Source organism: Flavobacterium sp. B183, from assembly GCF_023539155.1.
Lineage (GTDB): Bacteria > Bacteroidota > Bacteroidia > Flavobacteriales > Flavobacteriaceae > Flavobacterium > Flavobacterium tructae.
The window spans coordinates 2,940,386-2,957,449 of the sequence record NZ_CP097434.1 but is presented as its reverse complement, the minus strand read 5'-3'; the positions used below and the strand labels follow the sequence as shown (position 1 = coordinate 2,957,449).

Here is a 17,064-nt window from a genome sequence, read left to right as displayed (position 1 = left end):
AAATTCTAACCTAAATTCTTTAAATCATGTTCGAACAATTAACACAATTAGTACAACAATACGGAGGCGATGCGGTTGTAAACAACACTGCTGTCCCAAATGAACACAATGAAGCGGTTATACAGGAAACTAGTTCTTCGATATTTTCAGGATTGCAAAAAATTGCTTCAGAAGGAGGAACAGAACAATTGGCCGGCTTATTTAACGGAACTTCTAAACTGGACAGTTCTAATCCCGTTGTACAGCAAATAACACAACAATTGAGCGGAAGTCTTGGTGAAAAATTCGGATTAAGCAGCACTGATTCTGCCGGTGTCGCTTCAAGTATGATTCCACAGGTTTTGAATTCTTTAGTCAACAAAGCTAAAGATCCCAACGACAGTAGTTTCAATATTTCAGATATTATAAGCTCCATTTCAGGAAATAGCGGACAAGCTTCCGGTATTATGGAAACTATTAATAAATACGGAATGCAATTCGGTCTGGACCAAAACAATGATGGAAAAGTAGATGTAGCCGATGCCGTGAGTCTTACTAAAAGTGGAGGATTAGGAGGGTTATTAGGAAAATTGTTCGGAAAATAGTTTCTTTTTGAGAGACAAAGACTCAAAGGTCCAAAGGTCTCAACTAAAACAATAAAAAAGTCTGTTTACAGTCATGCAAACAGACTTTTCTCTTTTATAGAACTAAGTTACAATAAAACTTTTAAACCTATGCACCTTTGTAACTTTGAACCTTTTAACCTTAGCATCTCAGAACCTTAGCACCTCAGAACCTTTCTATACAAACTGTTAAATACCTCAAACCTCTCCTCATTTATTCGTAAATTTAAGTCTGAAACAAAATTTATGAAAAAATCCCTCTTTATATTAGGTCTGCTGTTTACCATAATAGCCTGTTCAACAGCTTCAAAAAATACGGTTGCTGCCAATAACAGCAGTAAGTCTACTGCTGCAGTAAACGATACGGTACGAATTGCCAACGATTCTTTAGAGTACGAAGTGATCATTATCGATAACGGCTTTAGTACCTGGCTGGCTTCAAGAGCACTTCCTCGGAATTATTACTCTTTAAGTTATCTCGAAAATAAAAACAATTTGTATGTAACCGAATGGAACAATCGTGTTTTACAGCCACAGCGCTACAGTCCGAATTTATATGAAATGAGAATTGATTATCAACCAACGATTCATTACGGTTACGAAGTAAATTACCTTATTTATAACTATATGATTTATTTTCAAAATACTTACAAACAAAAGCTCGCAGGCTATGTTCCTATAAGATAATGTTCTTATATTTGTAATCGTTATAAATAAAGAATGAACAGACTAAAAAAACGTTGGGGCATCACCTCAAATGTACAAGCCATAATCATACTAATTGTTTTTGCCATCACAGGATCGGCATCTGCATGGCTGTCTAAACCTTTTTGTGTCTTGCTGGGCATTACCAAAGAGGATTTCGGAGGCTGGTTTACTCTAATACGACTGCTAATTATTTTCCCGATCTATCAGGTTTTACTGGTTGGTATTGGTACCATATTCGGACAATTCCGTTTCTTTTGGAATTTTGAAAAGAAAATGCTTAAAAATATGGGACTGGGATTTTTATTTAAAGATTCAAAACCTCAACCTTAACAAATCAATAAAAAACAACCGCAAAGTTCGCAAAGTCTTAATTATTAAACTTTGCGAACTTTGCGGTTAATCATTTATCAGAACTGCTCCTTACTCCCTTTTTGAAAAAAAGTAAGTATAAATCCAGGTTATGGTAAAAGATGGGATAATATCGGTTCCCGGAAGTATTTCTTCTATAAAAGTTAAAACACTCGCTACTTTCCCTACTCTTCCCTGATACATTTTGGTCATTATAAAAGCTGCTATTGGTGCCCAAATCAAATCGGCAGGCTCAGCAAAGCCCGGTATACTGTAAGTCAGCATTCCAATTGCATCCAATGCCAAACCCAAAAGGAGTTTCTTTGTTCTATCGTCGTTCATTACTTTGGCTTCCTGCATTTTCATTGTATTTAGATATTCGAATTTAAAAAGAATTCTTTAAAAAAAACTTATTTTCTAATGGCAATTTATTTCTTAATTCCCACCTGATCAACACTTTTCTTCACCCAAAAAAGTATCTGTGCTCTATCTCCTGTCAAAAACCAGACCGATTTATTCAACAGTCCGTTTTTTCACCCTCTCCCCTTTTCACCCTTCTAAAATCAAGACCTACATTTAAACTGCTATTGACATTGATATTGACATTGATATTGACACTGTCATTTCAAACTTGTTCTTAAAATTCTGTTAGATGGCATTTTGATATCGGAAGAATCTTTGTTTCTTTGTAGAAACAGTTTCAAAATGATCCACGCAAAAAATATACATAAGTTCTACGACAAATTAGAAGTTTTAAAAGGAGTCGATCTACACATTAAAAAAGGTGAAATTGTTTCGATTGTTGGTGCATCCGGTGCTGGAAAAACAACTCTATTGCAAATTCTGGGAACACTTGACAAGCCTTCAGGATTAGAAACCGAAACTTCCTTAACCATAAACGGTCAGAATATTTTAGAGTTGAGTGATAAAGCATTATCAAAATTCAGAAATCTGAATTTAGGTTTTATTTTTCAATTTCATCAGCTTTTACCGGAATTTACAGCATTAGAAAATGTATGTATTCCTGCTTTCATTGCCGGAAAAAAAAATACTGAAGTAGAAAGCGAGGCCAAAAAACTTTTAGATTACTTAGGGCTTTCCCATAGAATTCATCATAAACCCAATGAACTTTCAGGAGGAGAACAGCAAAGAGTTGCTGTAGCAAGGGCACTAATCAACAAACCCGACGTTATTTTTGCAGATGAACCTTCCGGAAATCTGGACACCCATTCTGCCGAAAATTTACATCAGTTGTTCTTTCAGCTTCGTGATGAATTTGGACAGACTTTTGTAATTGTAACCCACAACGAAGAATTAGCCAATATGGCGGATAGAAAGTTAGTAATGGTTGACGGATTAATCAGTAATTAAAAACGTTCAACAATTCGGTTACCTCTTTCCTTTACATTATGACACAAAAAGAACTCAAAGAATTTCTTGACGAAAAAGTCACCCAATACAACAATCTCGATTTTATCGAAAGTGATCCTGTGCAAATTCCACATTTGTTTTCTCAGAAAGAAGACATTGAGATTGCCGGTTTTTTGAGCGCTACAATTGCGTGGGGAAATCGCAAGATGATTATCAAAAATTCGCATCAAATGATGGAATTAATGGGCAATACTCCTTACGATTTTGTGATGTCACATACTGATGAAGATCTGGAGCGCCTTGAAAGCTTTGTACACCGTACTTTTAACGGAAAAGACTTTAGCGGTTTTATAAAAGGATTACAGCACATTTATAAAAATCACAAGGGTCTTGAAGCTGTTTTTGCCAAAAATCAAGAAGCTGACGGCTTACAGAAAAGTATTAGTGAGTTCAAAAAAATATTCTTTGAAATTGATCACTTGCCCCGAACCCAAAAGCACATTTCGGATCCGTTAAACAATTCGGCAGCAAAAAGAATCAACATGTACCTTCGCTGGATGGTACGCCAGGATACCAAAGGTGTCGATTTAGGTATTTGGAAATCCATTTCGCCTTCATTATTGTCCTGTCCGCTCGATGTACATTCCGGTAATGTAGCCCGAAAATTAGGGATACTAACCCGAAAACAAAATGATGGAAAGGCCTTAACAGAACTCGATCTTAAACTCAGAAAAATGGATCCTCACGATCCGGTAAAATATGACTTTGCCCTTTTCGGATTGGGCGTTTTTGAAGGATTTTAGCCTCCAAGAAGTAGCTTTTCGTTAGTTTTATTGCGTTTTTTTTCGTAATTTCACTCTATAAAGCAATATTTATGGAGCATTTTATAGGTTATATAAAACACTACGCCATCCCATTATTTGTATTTACAAGTTTAGCTTTAGCACTTGCATTAATACTCAAAAGAATTCATTATCAATACACTCTTCCTTACCGCCATCATATTGTTAGAAAATCTGAAATTTTCCTTACAGAGATTACACTCTCAAAACCGGAGGAAAGCATTCTGAAATACAAAATTGCCAAATTCAGATCTGAAATTCCCATCCATAAAACCTGGTGTAAAGAAATGCTTATCGACGATATGATTCGGATGAAAAGCAATTTAAAAGGTAAAACCGCCAAAAACATTCTTATCATCTACAAACAACTGGGTTTAAACCATTATTCAGCAAGTTTACTTCGGGATTTTAGAAAATATAAAAAATGTGATGGCATTTATCATTTTCAAGCCTTGGGATACAAACCGGGAATTGCTCTAATCAAAAAATATTTGTTCCATCCCAATAAAATTATCCGGTCAAACGCCAATATTGCTTACCTGATTTTAACCAAAGGAGACTGGCAGGCCGTTAATAAGATTCCGGTAAAAGTATCCATCAGTACTACTATAAAAATAATGGATGTGTTGCATTCGCAAAACATACCAATTCCACCCGATATCGACCTCTGGATAGAATCTGATAATCCTACTATTCTGAAATTAGCCGTAATGACTATGGTATTTTATAATTACAGGAACAGATCGCAGGACATTATCAAATTGCTCAAACACGAAAATAAAAATCTAAGAACCGATGTAATTATTGCCATTCGCGACTTGTACCTGTATGAAGCCGAAGAGGATTTATTACTGCAATTTAAGCAGGAGAGTATCGAACTTCAATTGGAAATTCTGGATGCCCTCGCCATTATAGGCTCAGAAAAAACGATTTCATTTTTAAACCATCAAATTCCGAACGAAGAAATCAAAGATCTTAAATTAAAAATGGTAGCCACTTTAAACGATCTCGATTCTGTACGTATAGATGTATTGGGAAGACAGGATTCCGATACCCAAAAAATGATTAATCACATTAGAGAATTACAACTATGACGACTGATTTTCTACATTATATTATTCACTGTTACAATGTCTTTGTGATCCATTTTTCAATCGGATATATTCTGTTCTACATCTTTCTGTCTGTCCTTTCGTATTGGGCGATCGTAAAACATTTAAAATATCAAAAATACCTGGAAGAAGAGGTTTTAATTCGTTCGAACCATATACTGGGCGTTTCCATTGTGGCTCCTGCTTTTAACGAGGGAGTAAATATCGTCTACAATGTTAAATCCCTGCTCTCTCTGACCTATCCGAAATACGAAATCATTATTGTCAATGACGGAAGTTCTGACGATACGCTGGAAAAACTAATTGCCGAATTTGATCTGGTTAAAATTGACTTTTATTATCAGGAGAAAATAGTCACACAGCCCGTTCGCGGACATTATAAATCAAAGAATCCCGTTTATTCTAAATTACTGATTGTCGACAAAATAAACGGAAAAAGTAAAGCTGATGCTGCAAATGCCGGGATAAACTCTTCGCAATACCCCTGTTTTTATGCACTGATGTAGATTGTATTTTAAAAAGAGATACTATTTTGAAACTGGCCAAACCGTTTATGGAAAATGAAACTCGTGTCATTGCCTGCGGAGCCGGAATCAGGATTTCAAACTCCTGCGATATCAAGGAAGGCTTTTTGTTTAAAGTTCATTATCCTAAAGAATGGTATCCGCGTTTTCAGGAATTAGAATACGTGCGCTCTTTTTTATTTGGAAGAATGGCGTGGAGTCAGCTAAACGGTCTGCTTTTGGTTTCCGGAGGTCTCGGTATGTTTGATAAAGACATTGTGATTAAAGCGGGTGGGTACTGGCATCAGTCCTTAGGCGAAGATATGGAACTGGTGACGCGCATGCGAAAATACATGCACGATACCAAAGAAAAATACTTAATCAAATACATTCCGGAATCACTCTGCTGGACAGAAGTTCCAAGTACGCGAAAAATATTCTTAAGACAGCGCATTCGCTGGGCAAGAGGATTAGTGCAAACTTTACAGCTGCATCGGAAAATGTTTTTAAATCCAAAATACGGACGAACAGCATTTCTGGTATTACCTTTCTTTTTCAGTTTTGAGTTTTTAGTTCCTATTATTGAATTTATTGGTATTCTGACTCTCATTTTCAGTTTTATATTTGGAATGATTGACTATCAATATTTACTGATTATAAGCTTATTAGTCTATCTATTCTATCTCTCCATAACCATAATATCCATATTGATAGATGAAATACTTTATAAAAGTTATGCCAATTATAAAGAATTAATGGTTCTCATCGGGATGGCCGCACTTGAGCCTTTTGTGTACCATCCGATAACGATTTATGCCTCACTGAAAGGCTACTGGCTCTTCTTTCGAAGAAAAGAACAAAACTGGGGCGTAATGGTCCGTAAAGGATACGAAAGCCCAACTAAAAAATAAGCTGATTATGAAACATAACAGAACTATAGCTCTAATAAGACTGCTTTTTTGTTTATTTCTATTGACCTGTCAAACCACAAAAGGTCAAAAAAAATAGACACTGACAGCCTTTTGACTGTTGTGCTCCACGACATGAAAAATGCCCGTCCGAACTACAAAGCAAATATCCAGAGAGCTCAGTTAGGAAAAAAACTGGCTCCGGATTACCTGGATTTCTATCTGGTATTGGGGCGAAATTATGACCTGATAAAAGTAAAAGACAGTGCCCGATTTTACTACAACTATGTAATTGATAAAAATCCAGCTTATGAGGATGCTTATCTCTATTTAATCAACATGGATTTAGAGGCAAAAAATTACGACGAAGCTCTGGTCTTAACCAATAAAGCAATTGAACAGTTTCCTGACAACAAAACTTTCAGACTGAAAACAATTGCGATTTATTCTCTGCAGAATGACACTAAAAATGAAGAAAAATACCTCCAATCGATAAGAGCAAAATATCCTAATGATGCCGACATCGAACAGCGTCTCTTTGCCTTGTACTCCAGAACTAATATGGATCGGGCGGGTGTTTATTACAACTTTACCACAATTGATCGCGACGGTGTTGGTCCGTGGCATCTGGCAAGTGCCGATTATACACATCAACGTACCTGGGGAAGTTTAATTGGAAGAGTCAGTTATGCCGAAAGAAGATCTTCCAGTCAGGTCATGGCCAGCGGACTTCAATTTGAAGTCGAATCTTATCTGTCGGGAAGGAAAAACAACTATTCCTACATTGATGCTGCCTACAGCAATGATATCGCTTTTCCTGAATGGAGATTAGGGTATTCCTATTTCTACAATTTCGCCAAAGGCTGGGAGGCAGATTTAGGCTTCCGCTACATCGAAATGCAGGACAACAGCAATTTAAAAACTTTAAATGTAGGATTAGGAAAATACTTCGGGGCATACTGGGTCAATTTAAGATCTTACATTCAAAAAGACGGACCGTCCTTTACCCTTACCTCCCGCTACTATTACGGCACTAAGTTTGATTATCTTACCCTAATTGCAGGTTATGGGACTTCGCCGGACGATCAGACGAGAGCAGCGGAATATGAAAACAGAGCTTCTTTAAGTTCGTACAGACTGAGTGCCGGCTTTTACAAGTTAATCAAAACCCATTATATTTTTGGAATATTAATCACCAACAACCAACAGGAATATACCCCTAAAAAGTTTCAAAACGAACTTGATTTCGCCTTTTTACTGCAATATAAATTTTAAATCGTATGAAAAAAAAGCGTCTTCATTATTTGCAAATACTTATTCTCACCCTGTTTAGTTTTAAGATGATGGCACAATCTGAAATTACAATAACCGATAAAACCAAAATTATTGCTACAGCCGAAAGTACTCAGGGTGCAGCAAGAATACTAAAATTATATCTGGAGAAATCCGTGTCGAAACCATTTGAAATTACTACAAAAAGTCAAAAAGAGGGTGATGCTTCCGAAATCCTACTGGAAATTTCCAATGATAAAAAACTCAAAGCAAATGAATTCAGTATCAAAAGCGATTCAAAATCAATTTATATTACGGCTCCAAATCAGAAATACCTGCGTTATGCCGTCTATACTTTACTCGAAATCTGGGAATTTAGAAAATTTACCGCAACAGAAACTTACATTCCAAAAGTAACTCAGTTTACTTTTGCCAAAAACACAAGTAAAATCTATCAGCCCTCTTTTGATTACAGAGCTTTGTTTTACCCTGATTGTTATGACGAAAATTTCAGAGACTGGCACAAACTCGATTGGCATATTGACGATTTTGGCCTTTGGGGACATTCTTTTAGCATGCTTGTTCCGCCAAAAGAATATTTTAAAAATAATCCCAAACTTTTTGCTTTGTACGAAGGGGAACGAAATACAGAATCTTTGTGTATGACCAATGACACCGTTGTGAGTCTGGTACAGGAAAAAATGACTGAAATTATCGCAAAAACACCCCATGCGCAATTCTATTCGGTAAGCCAGAATGATGACGTCGTGTATTGCGAATGTACACAATGCAAAGCCATGAACACTAAATATGGCGGTCCGCAAGGTTCGTTTTATTATTTTTTAAATAAAATTGCGGCTCGTTTTCCTGAAACAAAAATTACTACCCTTGCCTATCTTCACACCTTCAAACCGCCTGTAAATCTGAAAATAGCTCCAAACATTTGTACGATCTTATGCCCGATTGAACTGGATCGTGGTAAACCCCTTACCAATCAGAATAATCCGTCCTTTGTCAAAAACCTTGAAAACTGGAGCACGACTTCACCACAGCTCTTTTTATGGGATTACACCGTTCAATTTTCTAATTTCATGTCCCCTTTTCCTAATTTTGAATCTTTTCATAGCAACTATAAACTCTTTCAAAAAAACAAAGTAAAAGGACTATTTGTACAGGGATATGCTGATGTTCCGGGCGATCTTTCGGAATTACGACAATATCTGCTGGCAAAATTAATGTGGAATACTGATATTGACATTAAAGCTGTTACCGCTGATTTCCTCAGAGGTTTTTATGGAAAAGCAGCACCCTTTGTCGCAAAATATCTTGACCTTATAGAAGCCAATCAACACAAAAGTAAAACTTATTTAGATATTTATTCCGGTCCTGTTCAGGCACGAAATACGTTCCTGACCCCTGAAGCCATGGATCAGTACGATCATTTTCTGGAACAGGCCAATAATGCCGTCGAAAATGATTCCATTTTAAGCTCACGTGTTCATAAATTACGACTGGCTTTAGAATTTGTTTATTTTGAACAGGCCAAATTTTATGGAAAAAACCAACACGGTATGTTTGTCGTAAATAACAAAGGTGAAAAGGAAGTAAAAGCGGGTTTAACTGAAAGGGTTTTAAAATTCTCGCAATCCTGCAATCAATTTGGAATTTATGAATTGAGCGAAGACGGAATCTCTCCTGATAATTATTACAAAGAATGGTTTGAAATTTGCAAAAACACTACAACTCATTTAGGAGAGGATTTGAAAGTTACCTTCATAACACCTCCATCTGATGAATTTAAAGGCAAAGGAAGTTATGGTTTAGTGGACGGAAACAGGGGGTACAAAAACTTCAATATCAACTGGATCGGATGGTATGCAACGAATCCTGAAATTGAAATTGAAACTAAAAATCTTGATTTCAACATCTTAAAATTAAATTTCCTAAGCGATCAGAGACATTGGATTTTTACACCAAAAAGTATCAAAATCTACGGTTTTAAGAATCAGAAGTGGAAACTTATTAAGGAGCAAATTTGCAACATTTTAACAGAAGACTACGAAATTACAACACAATCATGGGAAATCGAAAATCAAATATTCAGTAGTTTTACCAAGATTAAAATCGTAATAGAAAACCAGAAGGAATTGCCCGTCTGGAGAAAGCGAAAAAACAAAAAAGCAATGATAATGCTGGACGAAATAGAATTGTTTAAAAAATAATAGTCAAAATGGATAGCAATGATAAAAAATCATGATCATCGACAATGATGATATGACTGTTGAAATTCTAAAATTCATTCTAAAAAAAGAAGGCTTCAAAGTTAGTATTGCCAAAGATGGTATCAATGCCATGGAGCGGCTTCCTATTATTATGCCTGATTTAGTAATTACCACGATTACCGTACCGCTTAAATCCGGTCTGGAAATTATCAATGAAATCAAGCAAAATTACAGCAACATCTTCGTCGTGGCACTTTCTTCGCTTGGAGAAGAAGAAAACACTGTGGAAGAAGCTTTTGAATTGGGTGTAGACGATTTTATTGCAAAACCATTTAACCCAAATGAACTTTTATTGCGAATAAAACGATTTTTATAGCATTTTAAACTTCATTTTTAAGAAATTCGAAGACTACAAACTGTCGTAATTTCTAAGAAATATCGATTTTCAGCTATTTATAGCTATATTTGCACAAAATTTAATGCAAATGAGCACTTTCGAAAAATTCAATCTCCCAAAATCAGTACAAAAAGCCATCGACGAACTAGGTTTTGTTACTCCTACTCCAATTCAGGAAAAATCTTTTTCAGTGATTATGTCTGGCCGTGACATGATGGGAATTGCACAAACCGGTACCGGTAAAACATTTGCTTACTTATTACCCCTTCTAAAATTATACAAATTCACCAATACCAATACGCCTAAAATTGTAATTCTGGTTCCAACCCGTGAATTAGTCGTTCAGGTAGTAGAAGAAGTAGAGAAATTAACCAAATACATGTCGGTTAAAACACTGGGGATTTTTGGTGGAGTAAACATCAATACACAGAAAAAAGCGGTGTATGAAGGTGTAGACATTTTAGTTGGAACACCAGGTAGAACAATGGATTTAGCGTTGGATGCTGTAGTACGTTTTGATGAAACTCAGAAATTAGTTATTGATGAGTTTGATGAAATGCTGAATTTAGGTTTCCGTACGCAATTGACTGCTCTTTTGGCGATGATGAAAACCAAACGTCAAAACATTCTGTTCTCAGCAACCATGACCGATGAAGTTGATGCTGTACTGAATGACTTTTTTGACTTTCCGGAAGAGGTAACACTTGCCGCTTCGGGAACACCTTTGGAAAAAATTACACAGATTACTTATAATGTTCCGAATTTCAATACCAAAGTAAATTTGCTGAAACATTTACTAGAAACCAATGAAAGCATGGAACGTGTTTTGGTTTTCGTGAACAATAAAAAGATTTCGGATATGCTTCATACCCGAATCGAAGAGGATTTTGAAGGTCAGTTTGGAGTAATTCACTCTAACAAATCTCAAAATTACCGTTTGAGTACTATGGCAGAATTTCAGGAAGGTAATCTTCGCGGATTAATCACCACCGATATCATGGCCAGAGGTTTAGACATTTCGAACATCTCCCACGTTATTAACTTTGAACTCCCTGAATTCCCTGAACTGTACATGCACAGAATTGGTCGTACAGGTCGTGCAGATGCTACCGGAACAGCTATTAGTTTTATCACACCACGTGAAGAAGAATTCAAAATTGAAGTTGAGGTATTAATGAATCAGGAACTGGAAATTGCCGATTTCCCTGAAGAAGTTGAAATTTCAACCAAACTAATCGAACCTGAAAAAGACAAGCAGCCTATTAAGTTCTTAATGAAAAAACCAAAACTTGAGGGTGACGGTGCGTTTCACGAAAAATCGAAAAAGAACAAAAAAGTCAATCTTGGTGGTCCGTCTAAAACCAAAAAGAAAACCCACGGATCTGTCAATCGAAACATGTTAAAAACGAGAGATAAGAAAAGGAAGGATAAGGATAAATAGATTTTTTAAAGATACAAAGGCTCAAAGTGGCAAAGGTTCAAAGTTTATTAACTTACCCTCTCTCACTTTGAGCCTTTTTCATATCTTTGATTCTATAAACCTTTGTACCTCTGCCACTTTGAACCTAAATCCTCGTAAAAACCAACCCAACCAGAGAGCACAACCCGATTCTCTTGCCTGTATCGGTTAATTTTCCGGTCGTTTTATCTCTTTTAATAATAATATCATTCGTATATATAAATAGTTTTTTTAAAGATACAAAGGCTCAAAGTGGTAAAGGTTCAAAGTTTATTAACTTACCTTCTCTCACTTTGAGCCTTTTTCATGTCTTTGATTCTATAAACCTTTGTACCTCTGTACCTTTGAACCTAAATCCTCGTAAAAACCAACCCAACCGGAGTGCACAACCCGATTCTCTTACCTGTATCGGTTAATTTTCCGGTCGTTTTATCTCTTTTAAAAATAATAATATCATTCGTATATATAAATAGATTTTTTAAAGATACAAAGGCTCAAAGTGGTAAAGGTTCAAAGTTTATTAACTTACCCTCTCTCACTTTGAGTCTTTTTCATGTCTTTGATTCTATAAACCTTTGTGCCTCTGTACCTTTGAACCTTTGAACCTAAATCCTCGTAAAAACCAACCCCACCGGAGAGCACAGTCCGATTCTCTTGCCTGTATCGGTTAATTTTCCGGTCGTTTTATCTCTTTTAAAAGTAATAATGTCATTCGTATATTGATGTCCTACTAAGAGAAAATTACCCGTAGGATCAATCGCAAAATCTCTTGGGCCTTTTCCCAGCGTACTCACCTGCTCCACCAATTCAATCCCACCATTTTTCTGAATCTTATAAACGGAAACAGAATTTGCGTCAACACGATCTGAAACATATAAAAATGCTCCGTCAGGTGAAATTTTGATGGCTGCTGCTCCGGTTCCTCCTTTAAATCCTTTTGGAAGGATACTGGTCTCTGCAATTACTTTCAGATTTCCGTTTGGGTCAAAACTAAAAGTCGTCAGAGTACCGTCTAATTCCTGAACCAAATACACAAATTTACCGTCTTTACTAAACGTCAAATGCCTTGGTCCGCTTCCCGGTTTTACATCTACAGACCCTTTCAGTGTTAAAACTTCATTTTTAGAATTCGGATTGTATTTATACACAAAAACTTTATCCAGACCTAAGTCATTAGACAAAACAAACTTTTTATCAGGGGAATAGGCTACCATATGTACGTGTGCTTTTTCCTGACGCGCCGCATTAATTCCTTTTCCTTCGTGTTGAACTAACTGCTGTGCTTCAGAAATACTTCCATCCGCATTCTTCTTAAAAACAGCAATATTTCCACCTGAATAATTCGCGACAAGCACATTTTTATCATCATTAATCAAATGACAAGGATCGGCGCCCATTGCATCATTTTTATTAAGAAAAGTTAATTTTCCAGATCCTGCGTCATAACCAAAAGCACTAACAGCACTGTGAGTCCCGTTTTCATTTACCGCATATACAAACTTATTGTCTGCTGAAACCGACAAATAACTCGGGCTTACTACATTTTCTGAGGAACTTTTCAATTTAAAATCACCGGAATCGGCATTAAAATCATAAACGTAAATTCCGTTACTCTGACAAGTATTCGTGTAAGTTCCTACCAGTAAATTAAATTTGTTCTGAGCCTGTAAACCTGCACAGGACAAAGCAGAAAAAAGCAGTATATATAATCTTTTCATAATTCTTATATTGTTTTAGATACGCTAAAATAGCGAATAATATCTTTTCCGAACCCATTTTTTTGTTACAAATGGGATTACAAAAGTTAGATTTTTCAGACGATACAAACCGCTTCTTCAACAAAAAGGGATCTAAATTCATTAAAAAGAATAGCCAACGGCGTTTGCTCATAATCTGCTCTATAACTAATAGGGTTTGAGTAAAAATTTGTATTTTTGACCAGTGTCTTCGCGAAAAATAAAACGTAGTGAAGTAAATCGAAGCCCGAATGCATTTTAAACATCCCGAAATTCTATACTTTCTGTTCTTGTTAATTGTTCCAATTTTGGTTCACTTATTTCAATTACGACGTTTTAAAACCTCTTTTTTTACTAATGTCCGCTTCCTGAAAGAGATCTCTGTTCAGACCCGAAAGAGCTCAAAAATCAAAAAGCGATTGTTATTAGCCACCCGCTTGCTACTATTAACTTGTATTATTCTGGCTTTTGCCCAGCCCTTTTTTGAGGCCAAAGACAGTAAAAATGCTGCCAATGAAATGTACATTGTTCTCGATAATTCGTTTAGCATGCAGGCGAAAGGAAAAAAAGGAGAACTGCTAAAACGTGCCGTGCAGGAACTTCTTGAAAACACGCCCGAAAACGCCTCTTTTTCACTGTTGACTAACACTGAAAACTATTGGAATACCGATATCAAATCATCAAAAAGTGCACTCCAAAACCTAAAATATAGCGCTACACCTTTTGAACTTCCGTCAATAATAGCAAAGATCAAAGCACACAAATCAGCTCATAAAAAAGATATTGTAATTATTACCGATGCGGTAGGTCTTACCGGAAAGGATATAAAAAACCTTGACACCGAAGAGAAACCTTATTTTATTATTCCGGAAGCGGAACAGAAAAACAATATTGCCATTGACAGTGTTTTTATCAATCAGACTCTGGAGAATTTTTATGAGATAAGCGTTAATCTCTCTGCTTACGGAGAAGATTTCAAACCCGTTTCGATGGCCTTGTACAATCAAAATAAACTGATTGCCAAAACCATTATCCATTTTGATGCAAAGAAAAAGAAAATAGACTTTACCATTCCGAAAGAAGCTTTTCATGGTTACGTTGTTATTGAAGACAATGGATTAGCGTACGACAACAAGCTTTATTTCAGCATCCTGAAAACAAAGAAAACAAACATCATCAGTATTGGTGAACCCGAAAAAAGTAATTTCTTATCCCGAATTTATACATCGGCAGAATTCAGCTACAACAACTATTCGATCAGCAATCTGGATTACAACAGTTTAGACAAACAAAATACCATTATTCTAAACGAACTGACAGAAGTTCCCCAGGCCTTACAAACTACCTTAAAAGCATTTGTCGCTAAAGGTGGTAATTTAGTAGTGATTCCATCCGAAAAAACAGCTATTTCTAATTTGAATTCTTTCTTGGGTAATTTTGGAAAAATTCAGTTTACCACTCTTGAAAACAAGGCGAAATTAATCACCAAAATCAATTTTGATCATCCATTATTCTCTGGTGTGTTTGAGAACAAAATCACAAACTTCCAATATCCAAAAACAAACAGTGCCTTTGGTATTTCAAGTCCGTACCCAGCCGTTTTATCCTACGAAGACCAAAGCGTATTTGTAACAGCCATTCAAAATCCGGTTTCGGGAATTACGGTCTTTACGGCACCAATTAATGCAACAAATTCAAACTTTCAGCAGTCTCCTTTGATTGTTCCATTATTTTATAAAATGGGGCAGAACAATCAAAAAACCGGGGTTAACGCTTTGATTATAGGCAATAATCAGCCTTATTTTGTCGATGTATTATTAACGAAAGACGCCATTTTGGAAGTAAAAGGAAATGATGATTCTTTTATTCCCATTCAGCAAATACTGAACAACAAAGTTAAACTCACCTTTAATGATTTCCCGGAAACAGCCGGAAACTATAGTGTTTTTGACCGAAAAGAATGGGTTGAAAATCTAAGTTTTAATTACAAAAGAAGCGAAAGTGACCTGAGTCAGGTAAATACCAATGTGGTTTCCGATTTTAAAACAGCGGATACGATTTCAACCATTTTTAACACCTTACAAACGGAGCGAACAGACAGCCAAATTTGGAAATGGTTTGTTATCTTTGCACTGTTATTTTTAGCATTAGAAATGGCAATAATAAAATTTGTAAAGTAGTTCTTTTAGCTTGTATGTCATTTCGACGTAAGGAGAAATCACACTTGCTGAGAACGCACTGCACAGAATATTGAAATGCGATTTCTCCTTACGTCGAAATGACAAACGAGAATCTGTAAAATAATAAATAAATTTCTCTACATATGAAAATAATCATCAGAAGCGCCAAAATAATCGATTCAGAGAGTCCGTTTCACAATCAGACCGTTGATCTTTTAATTGCAGATGGTTTAATTGAAAAAATAGGAACTTCACTTCCTGAAATTGATAATGCAAAAGAGGTAAAATTTGATCACTTACATCTTTCTCAAGGTTGGTTTGACAGCAGCGTTTCTTTTGGAGAGCCGGGTTACGAAGACAGAGAAACGATCACCAACGGCTTGAATGTTGCTGCAAAAAGCGGTTTTACAGCCGTTGCTCTTCAACCCAACTCCTTCCCTATTATTGACAATCAATCACAGGTAAATTTTGTTAAAAATAAGGCAAACGGTTTTGCTACTGAACTTTTGCCCATTGGAGCTTTAACTAAAGCCAGCGAAGGAAAAGATATGGCTGAGCTTTACGATATGAAAAATGCCGGAGCTGTTGCTTTTGGAGACTACAACAAAAGTATCGACAATGCCAATCTTCTAAAAATTGCTTTACAATATGTACAGGATTTTGATGGTTTAGTGATTACTTATGCACAAGACCCTAATTTAAAAGGAAATGGTGTTGCTAATGAAGGAATCGTTTCAACAAGATTAGGACTTAAAGGAATTCCTGCTCTGGCCGAAGAGCTTCAAGTTGCAAGAAACTTATTTCTACTAGAATATACCGGTGGAAAATTACACATCCCGACCGTCTCTACTGCAAAAACTGTCGCATTAATTCAAGAAGCAAAAGCAAAAGGCTTGCAAGTTACTTGCAGTGTTGCTGTACATCATTTGGTACTAACCGATGAAAAACTGGAAGAATTTGACACCCGTTTTAAAGTAACGCCACCACTACGAAGCGAAGCAGACAGAAAAGCTCTTTTAAACGCAGTTTTAGACGGGACTATTGATATGATTACTTCCGATCATAATCCAATTGATATTGAATTCAAAAAAATGGAATTCGACACCGCTAAAAATGGAACAATTGGTCTGGAAAGTGCTTTTGGTGCTTTATTAACGGTGCTGCCTTTAGAGACTGTAATTGAAAAATTAACGTTGGGTAAAACGGTTTTCGGAATTGAAAACAGTGTCATAGCAGAAGGTTCAAAAGCCAATTTCACTTTCTTTACTCCGGAAGGAAAATCAACTTTTACCAAAGAAAACATTCTATCCAAATCTAAAAACTCTGCTTTTTTAGGAGCAGAAATCAAAGGAGCTGTGTACGGAATATTCAATCAAAATCAACTTGTTACCTCTAAATAATTAC

Annotated in this window: 16 protein-coding genes; 14 read left to right on the top strand and 2 right to left on the bottom strand. The window is 36.1% G+C overall.

All coding sequences use genetic code 11. From position 1 onward, the window contains the following. Positions 1–26 precede the first annotated feature (26 nt). The 3 genes from M4I44_RS12530 to M4I44_RS12520 all read left to right on the top strand — a co-directional run bounded on the left by M4I44_RS12530 (position 27) and on the right by M4I44_RS12520 (position 1,640). Entirely contained in the window at positions 27–584 is a 558-nt protein-coding gene (locus M4I44_RS12530) for a hypothetical protein (RefSeq protein WP_017498415.1), read from the top strand. Between the two features lie 264 nt (positions 585–848). Next, entirely contained in the window at positions 849–1,289 is a 441-nt protein-coding gene (locus M4I44_RS12525) for a DUF6146 family protein (protein ID WP_249964896.1), read from the top strand. A gap of 33 nt (positions 1,290–1,322) precedes the next feature. Continuing rightward, positions 1,323–1,640: a DUF6787 family protein gene (locus M4I44_RS12520; protein ID WP_017498417.1), complete on the top strand. Its 318-nt coding sequence runs from the start codon at positions 1,323–1,325 to the stop codon at positions 1,638–1,640. Between the two features lie 90 nt (positions 1,641–1,730). Here the strand turns inward: M4I44_RS12520 and M4I44_RS12515 are convergent, their stop codons facing one another. Continuing rightward, positions 1,731–2,024, bottom strand: coding sequence for a hypothetical protein (locus M4I44_RS12515; RefSeq protein ID WP_017498418.1), 294 nt, complete (start codon positions 2,022–2,024; stop codon positions 1,731–1,733). 339 nt (positions 2,025–2,363) lie between these two features. On the opposite strand from M4I44_RS12515, the gene M4I44_RS12510 reads away from it, so the two are divergent. The 9 genes from M4I44_RS12510 (at position 2,364) to M4I44_RS12470 (ending at position 11,726) form a co-directional block, all read left to right on the top strand. Continuing rightward, on the top strand, positions 2,364–3,029 hold the full coding sequence (locus M4I44_RS12510) for an ABC transporter ATP-binding protein (protein WP_070906761.1): 666 nt from the start codon (positions 2,364–2,366) through the stop codon (positions 3,027–3,029). Positions 3,030–3,067: 38 nt separating this feature from the next. After that, positions 3,068–3,832, top strand: a complete 765-nt coding sequence (locus M4I44_RS12505) for a TIGR02757 family protein (protein ID WP_249964895.1) — start codon at positions 3,068–3,070, stop codon at positions 3,830–3,832. A 71-nt stretch (positions 3,833–3,903) separates the two neighbouring features. Beyond that, on the top strand, positions 3,904–4,965 hold the full coding sequence (locus tag M4I44_RS12500; RefSeq protein ID WP_249964894.1) for a HEAT repeat domain-containing protein: 1,062 nt from the start codon (positions 3,904–3,906) through the stop codon (positions 4,963–4,965). A gap of 44 nt (positions 4,966–5,009) precedes the next feature. Further along, positions 5,010–5,489 (top strand): glycosyltransferase, encoded by a 480-nt coding sequence (locus M4I44_RS12495; RefSeq protein WP_249964893.1) that lies wholly within the window; start codon positions 5,010–5,012, stop codon positions 5,487–5,489. A gap of 26 nt (positions 5,490–5,515) precedes the next feature. Then, positions 5,516–6,397, top strand: a complete 882-nt coding sequence (locus M4I44_RS12490; RefSeq protein ID WP_249964892.1) for a glycosyltransferase — start codon at positions 5,516–5,518, stop codon at positions 6,395–6,397. A gap of 132 nt (positions 6,398–6,529) precedes the next feature. Further along, the gene (locus M4I44_RS12485) at positions 6,530–7,669 is read left to right on the top strand and encodes a YaiO family outer membrane beta-barrel protein (RefSeq protein ID WP_249964891.1); all 1,140 of its coding nucleotides are present in this window, start codon (positions 6,530–6,532) and stop codon (positions 7,667–7,669) included. Positions 7,670–7,674: 5 nt separating this feature from the next. Then, positions 7,675–9,888, top strand: coding sequence for a DUF4838 domain-containing protein (locus M4I44_RS12480; protein ID WP_249964890.1), 2,214 nt, complete (start codon positions 7,675–7,677; stop codon positions 9,886–9,888). Between the two features lie 31 nt (positions 9,889–9,919). Further along, positions 9,920–10,264 carry a response regulator transcription factor gene (locus M4I44_RS12475; RefSeq protein WP_249964889.1) on the top strand — a complete coding sequence of 115 codons (345 nt, stop codon included), beginning with the start codon at positions 9,920–9,922 and terminating at the stop codon, positions 10,262–10,264. Positions 10,265–10,373: 109 nt separating this feature from the next. After that, entirely contained in the window at positions 10,374–11,726 is a 1,353-nt protein-coding gene (locus tag M4I44_RS12470) for a DEAD/DEAH box helicase (RefSeq protein WP_017498426.1), read from the top strand. A 623-nt stretch (positions 11,727–12,349) separates the two neighbouring features. Here M4I44_RS12470 and M4I44_RS12465 read toward each other — a convergent pair. Continuing rightward, the gene (locus tag M4I44_RS12465; protein WP_249964888.1) at positions 12,350–13,462 is read right to left on the bottom strand and encodes a lactonase family protein; all 1,113 of its coding nucleotides are present in this window, start codon (positions 13,460–13,462) and stop codon (positions 12,350–12,352) included. A 269-nt stretch (positions 13,463–13,731) separates the two neighbouring features. Here M4I44_RS12465 and M4I44_RS12460 point away from each other — a divergent pair, with 269 nt between their 5' ends. Both M4I44_RS12460 and M4I44_RS12455 read left to right on the top strand, forming a co-directional pair. Beyond that, the gene (locus M4I44_RS12460; RefSeq protein ID WP_249964887.1) at positions 13,732–15,660 is read left to right on the top strand and encodes a BatA domain-containing protein; all 1,929 of its coding nucleotides are present in this window, start codon (positions 13,732–13,734) and stop codon (positions 15,658–15,660) included. A 143-nt stretch (positions 15,661–15,803) separates the two neighbouring features. Continuing rightward, entirely contained in the window at positions 15,804–17,060 is a 1,257-nt protein-coding gene (locus M4I44_RS12455; protein WP_249964886.1) for a dihydroorotase family protein, read from the top strand. Positions 17,061–17,064: the final 4 nt, after the last annotated feature.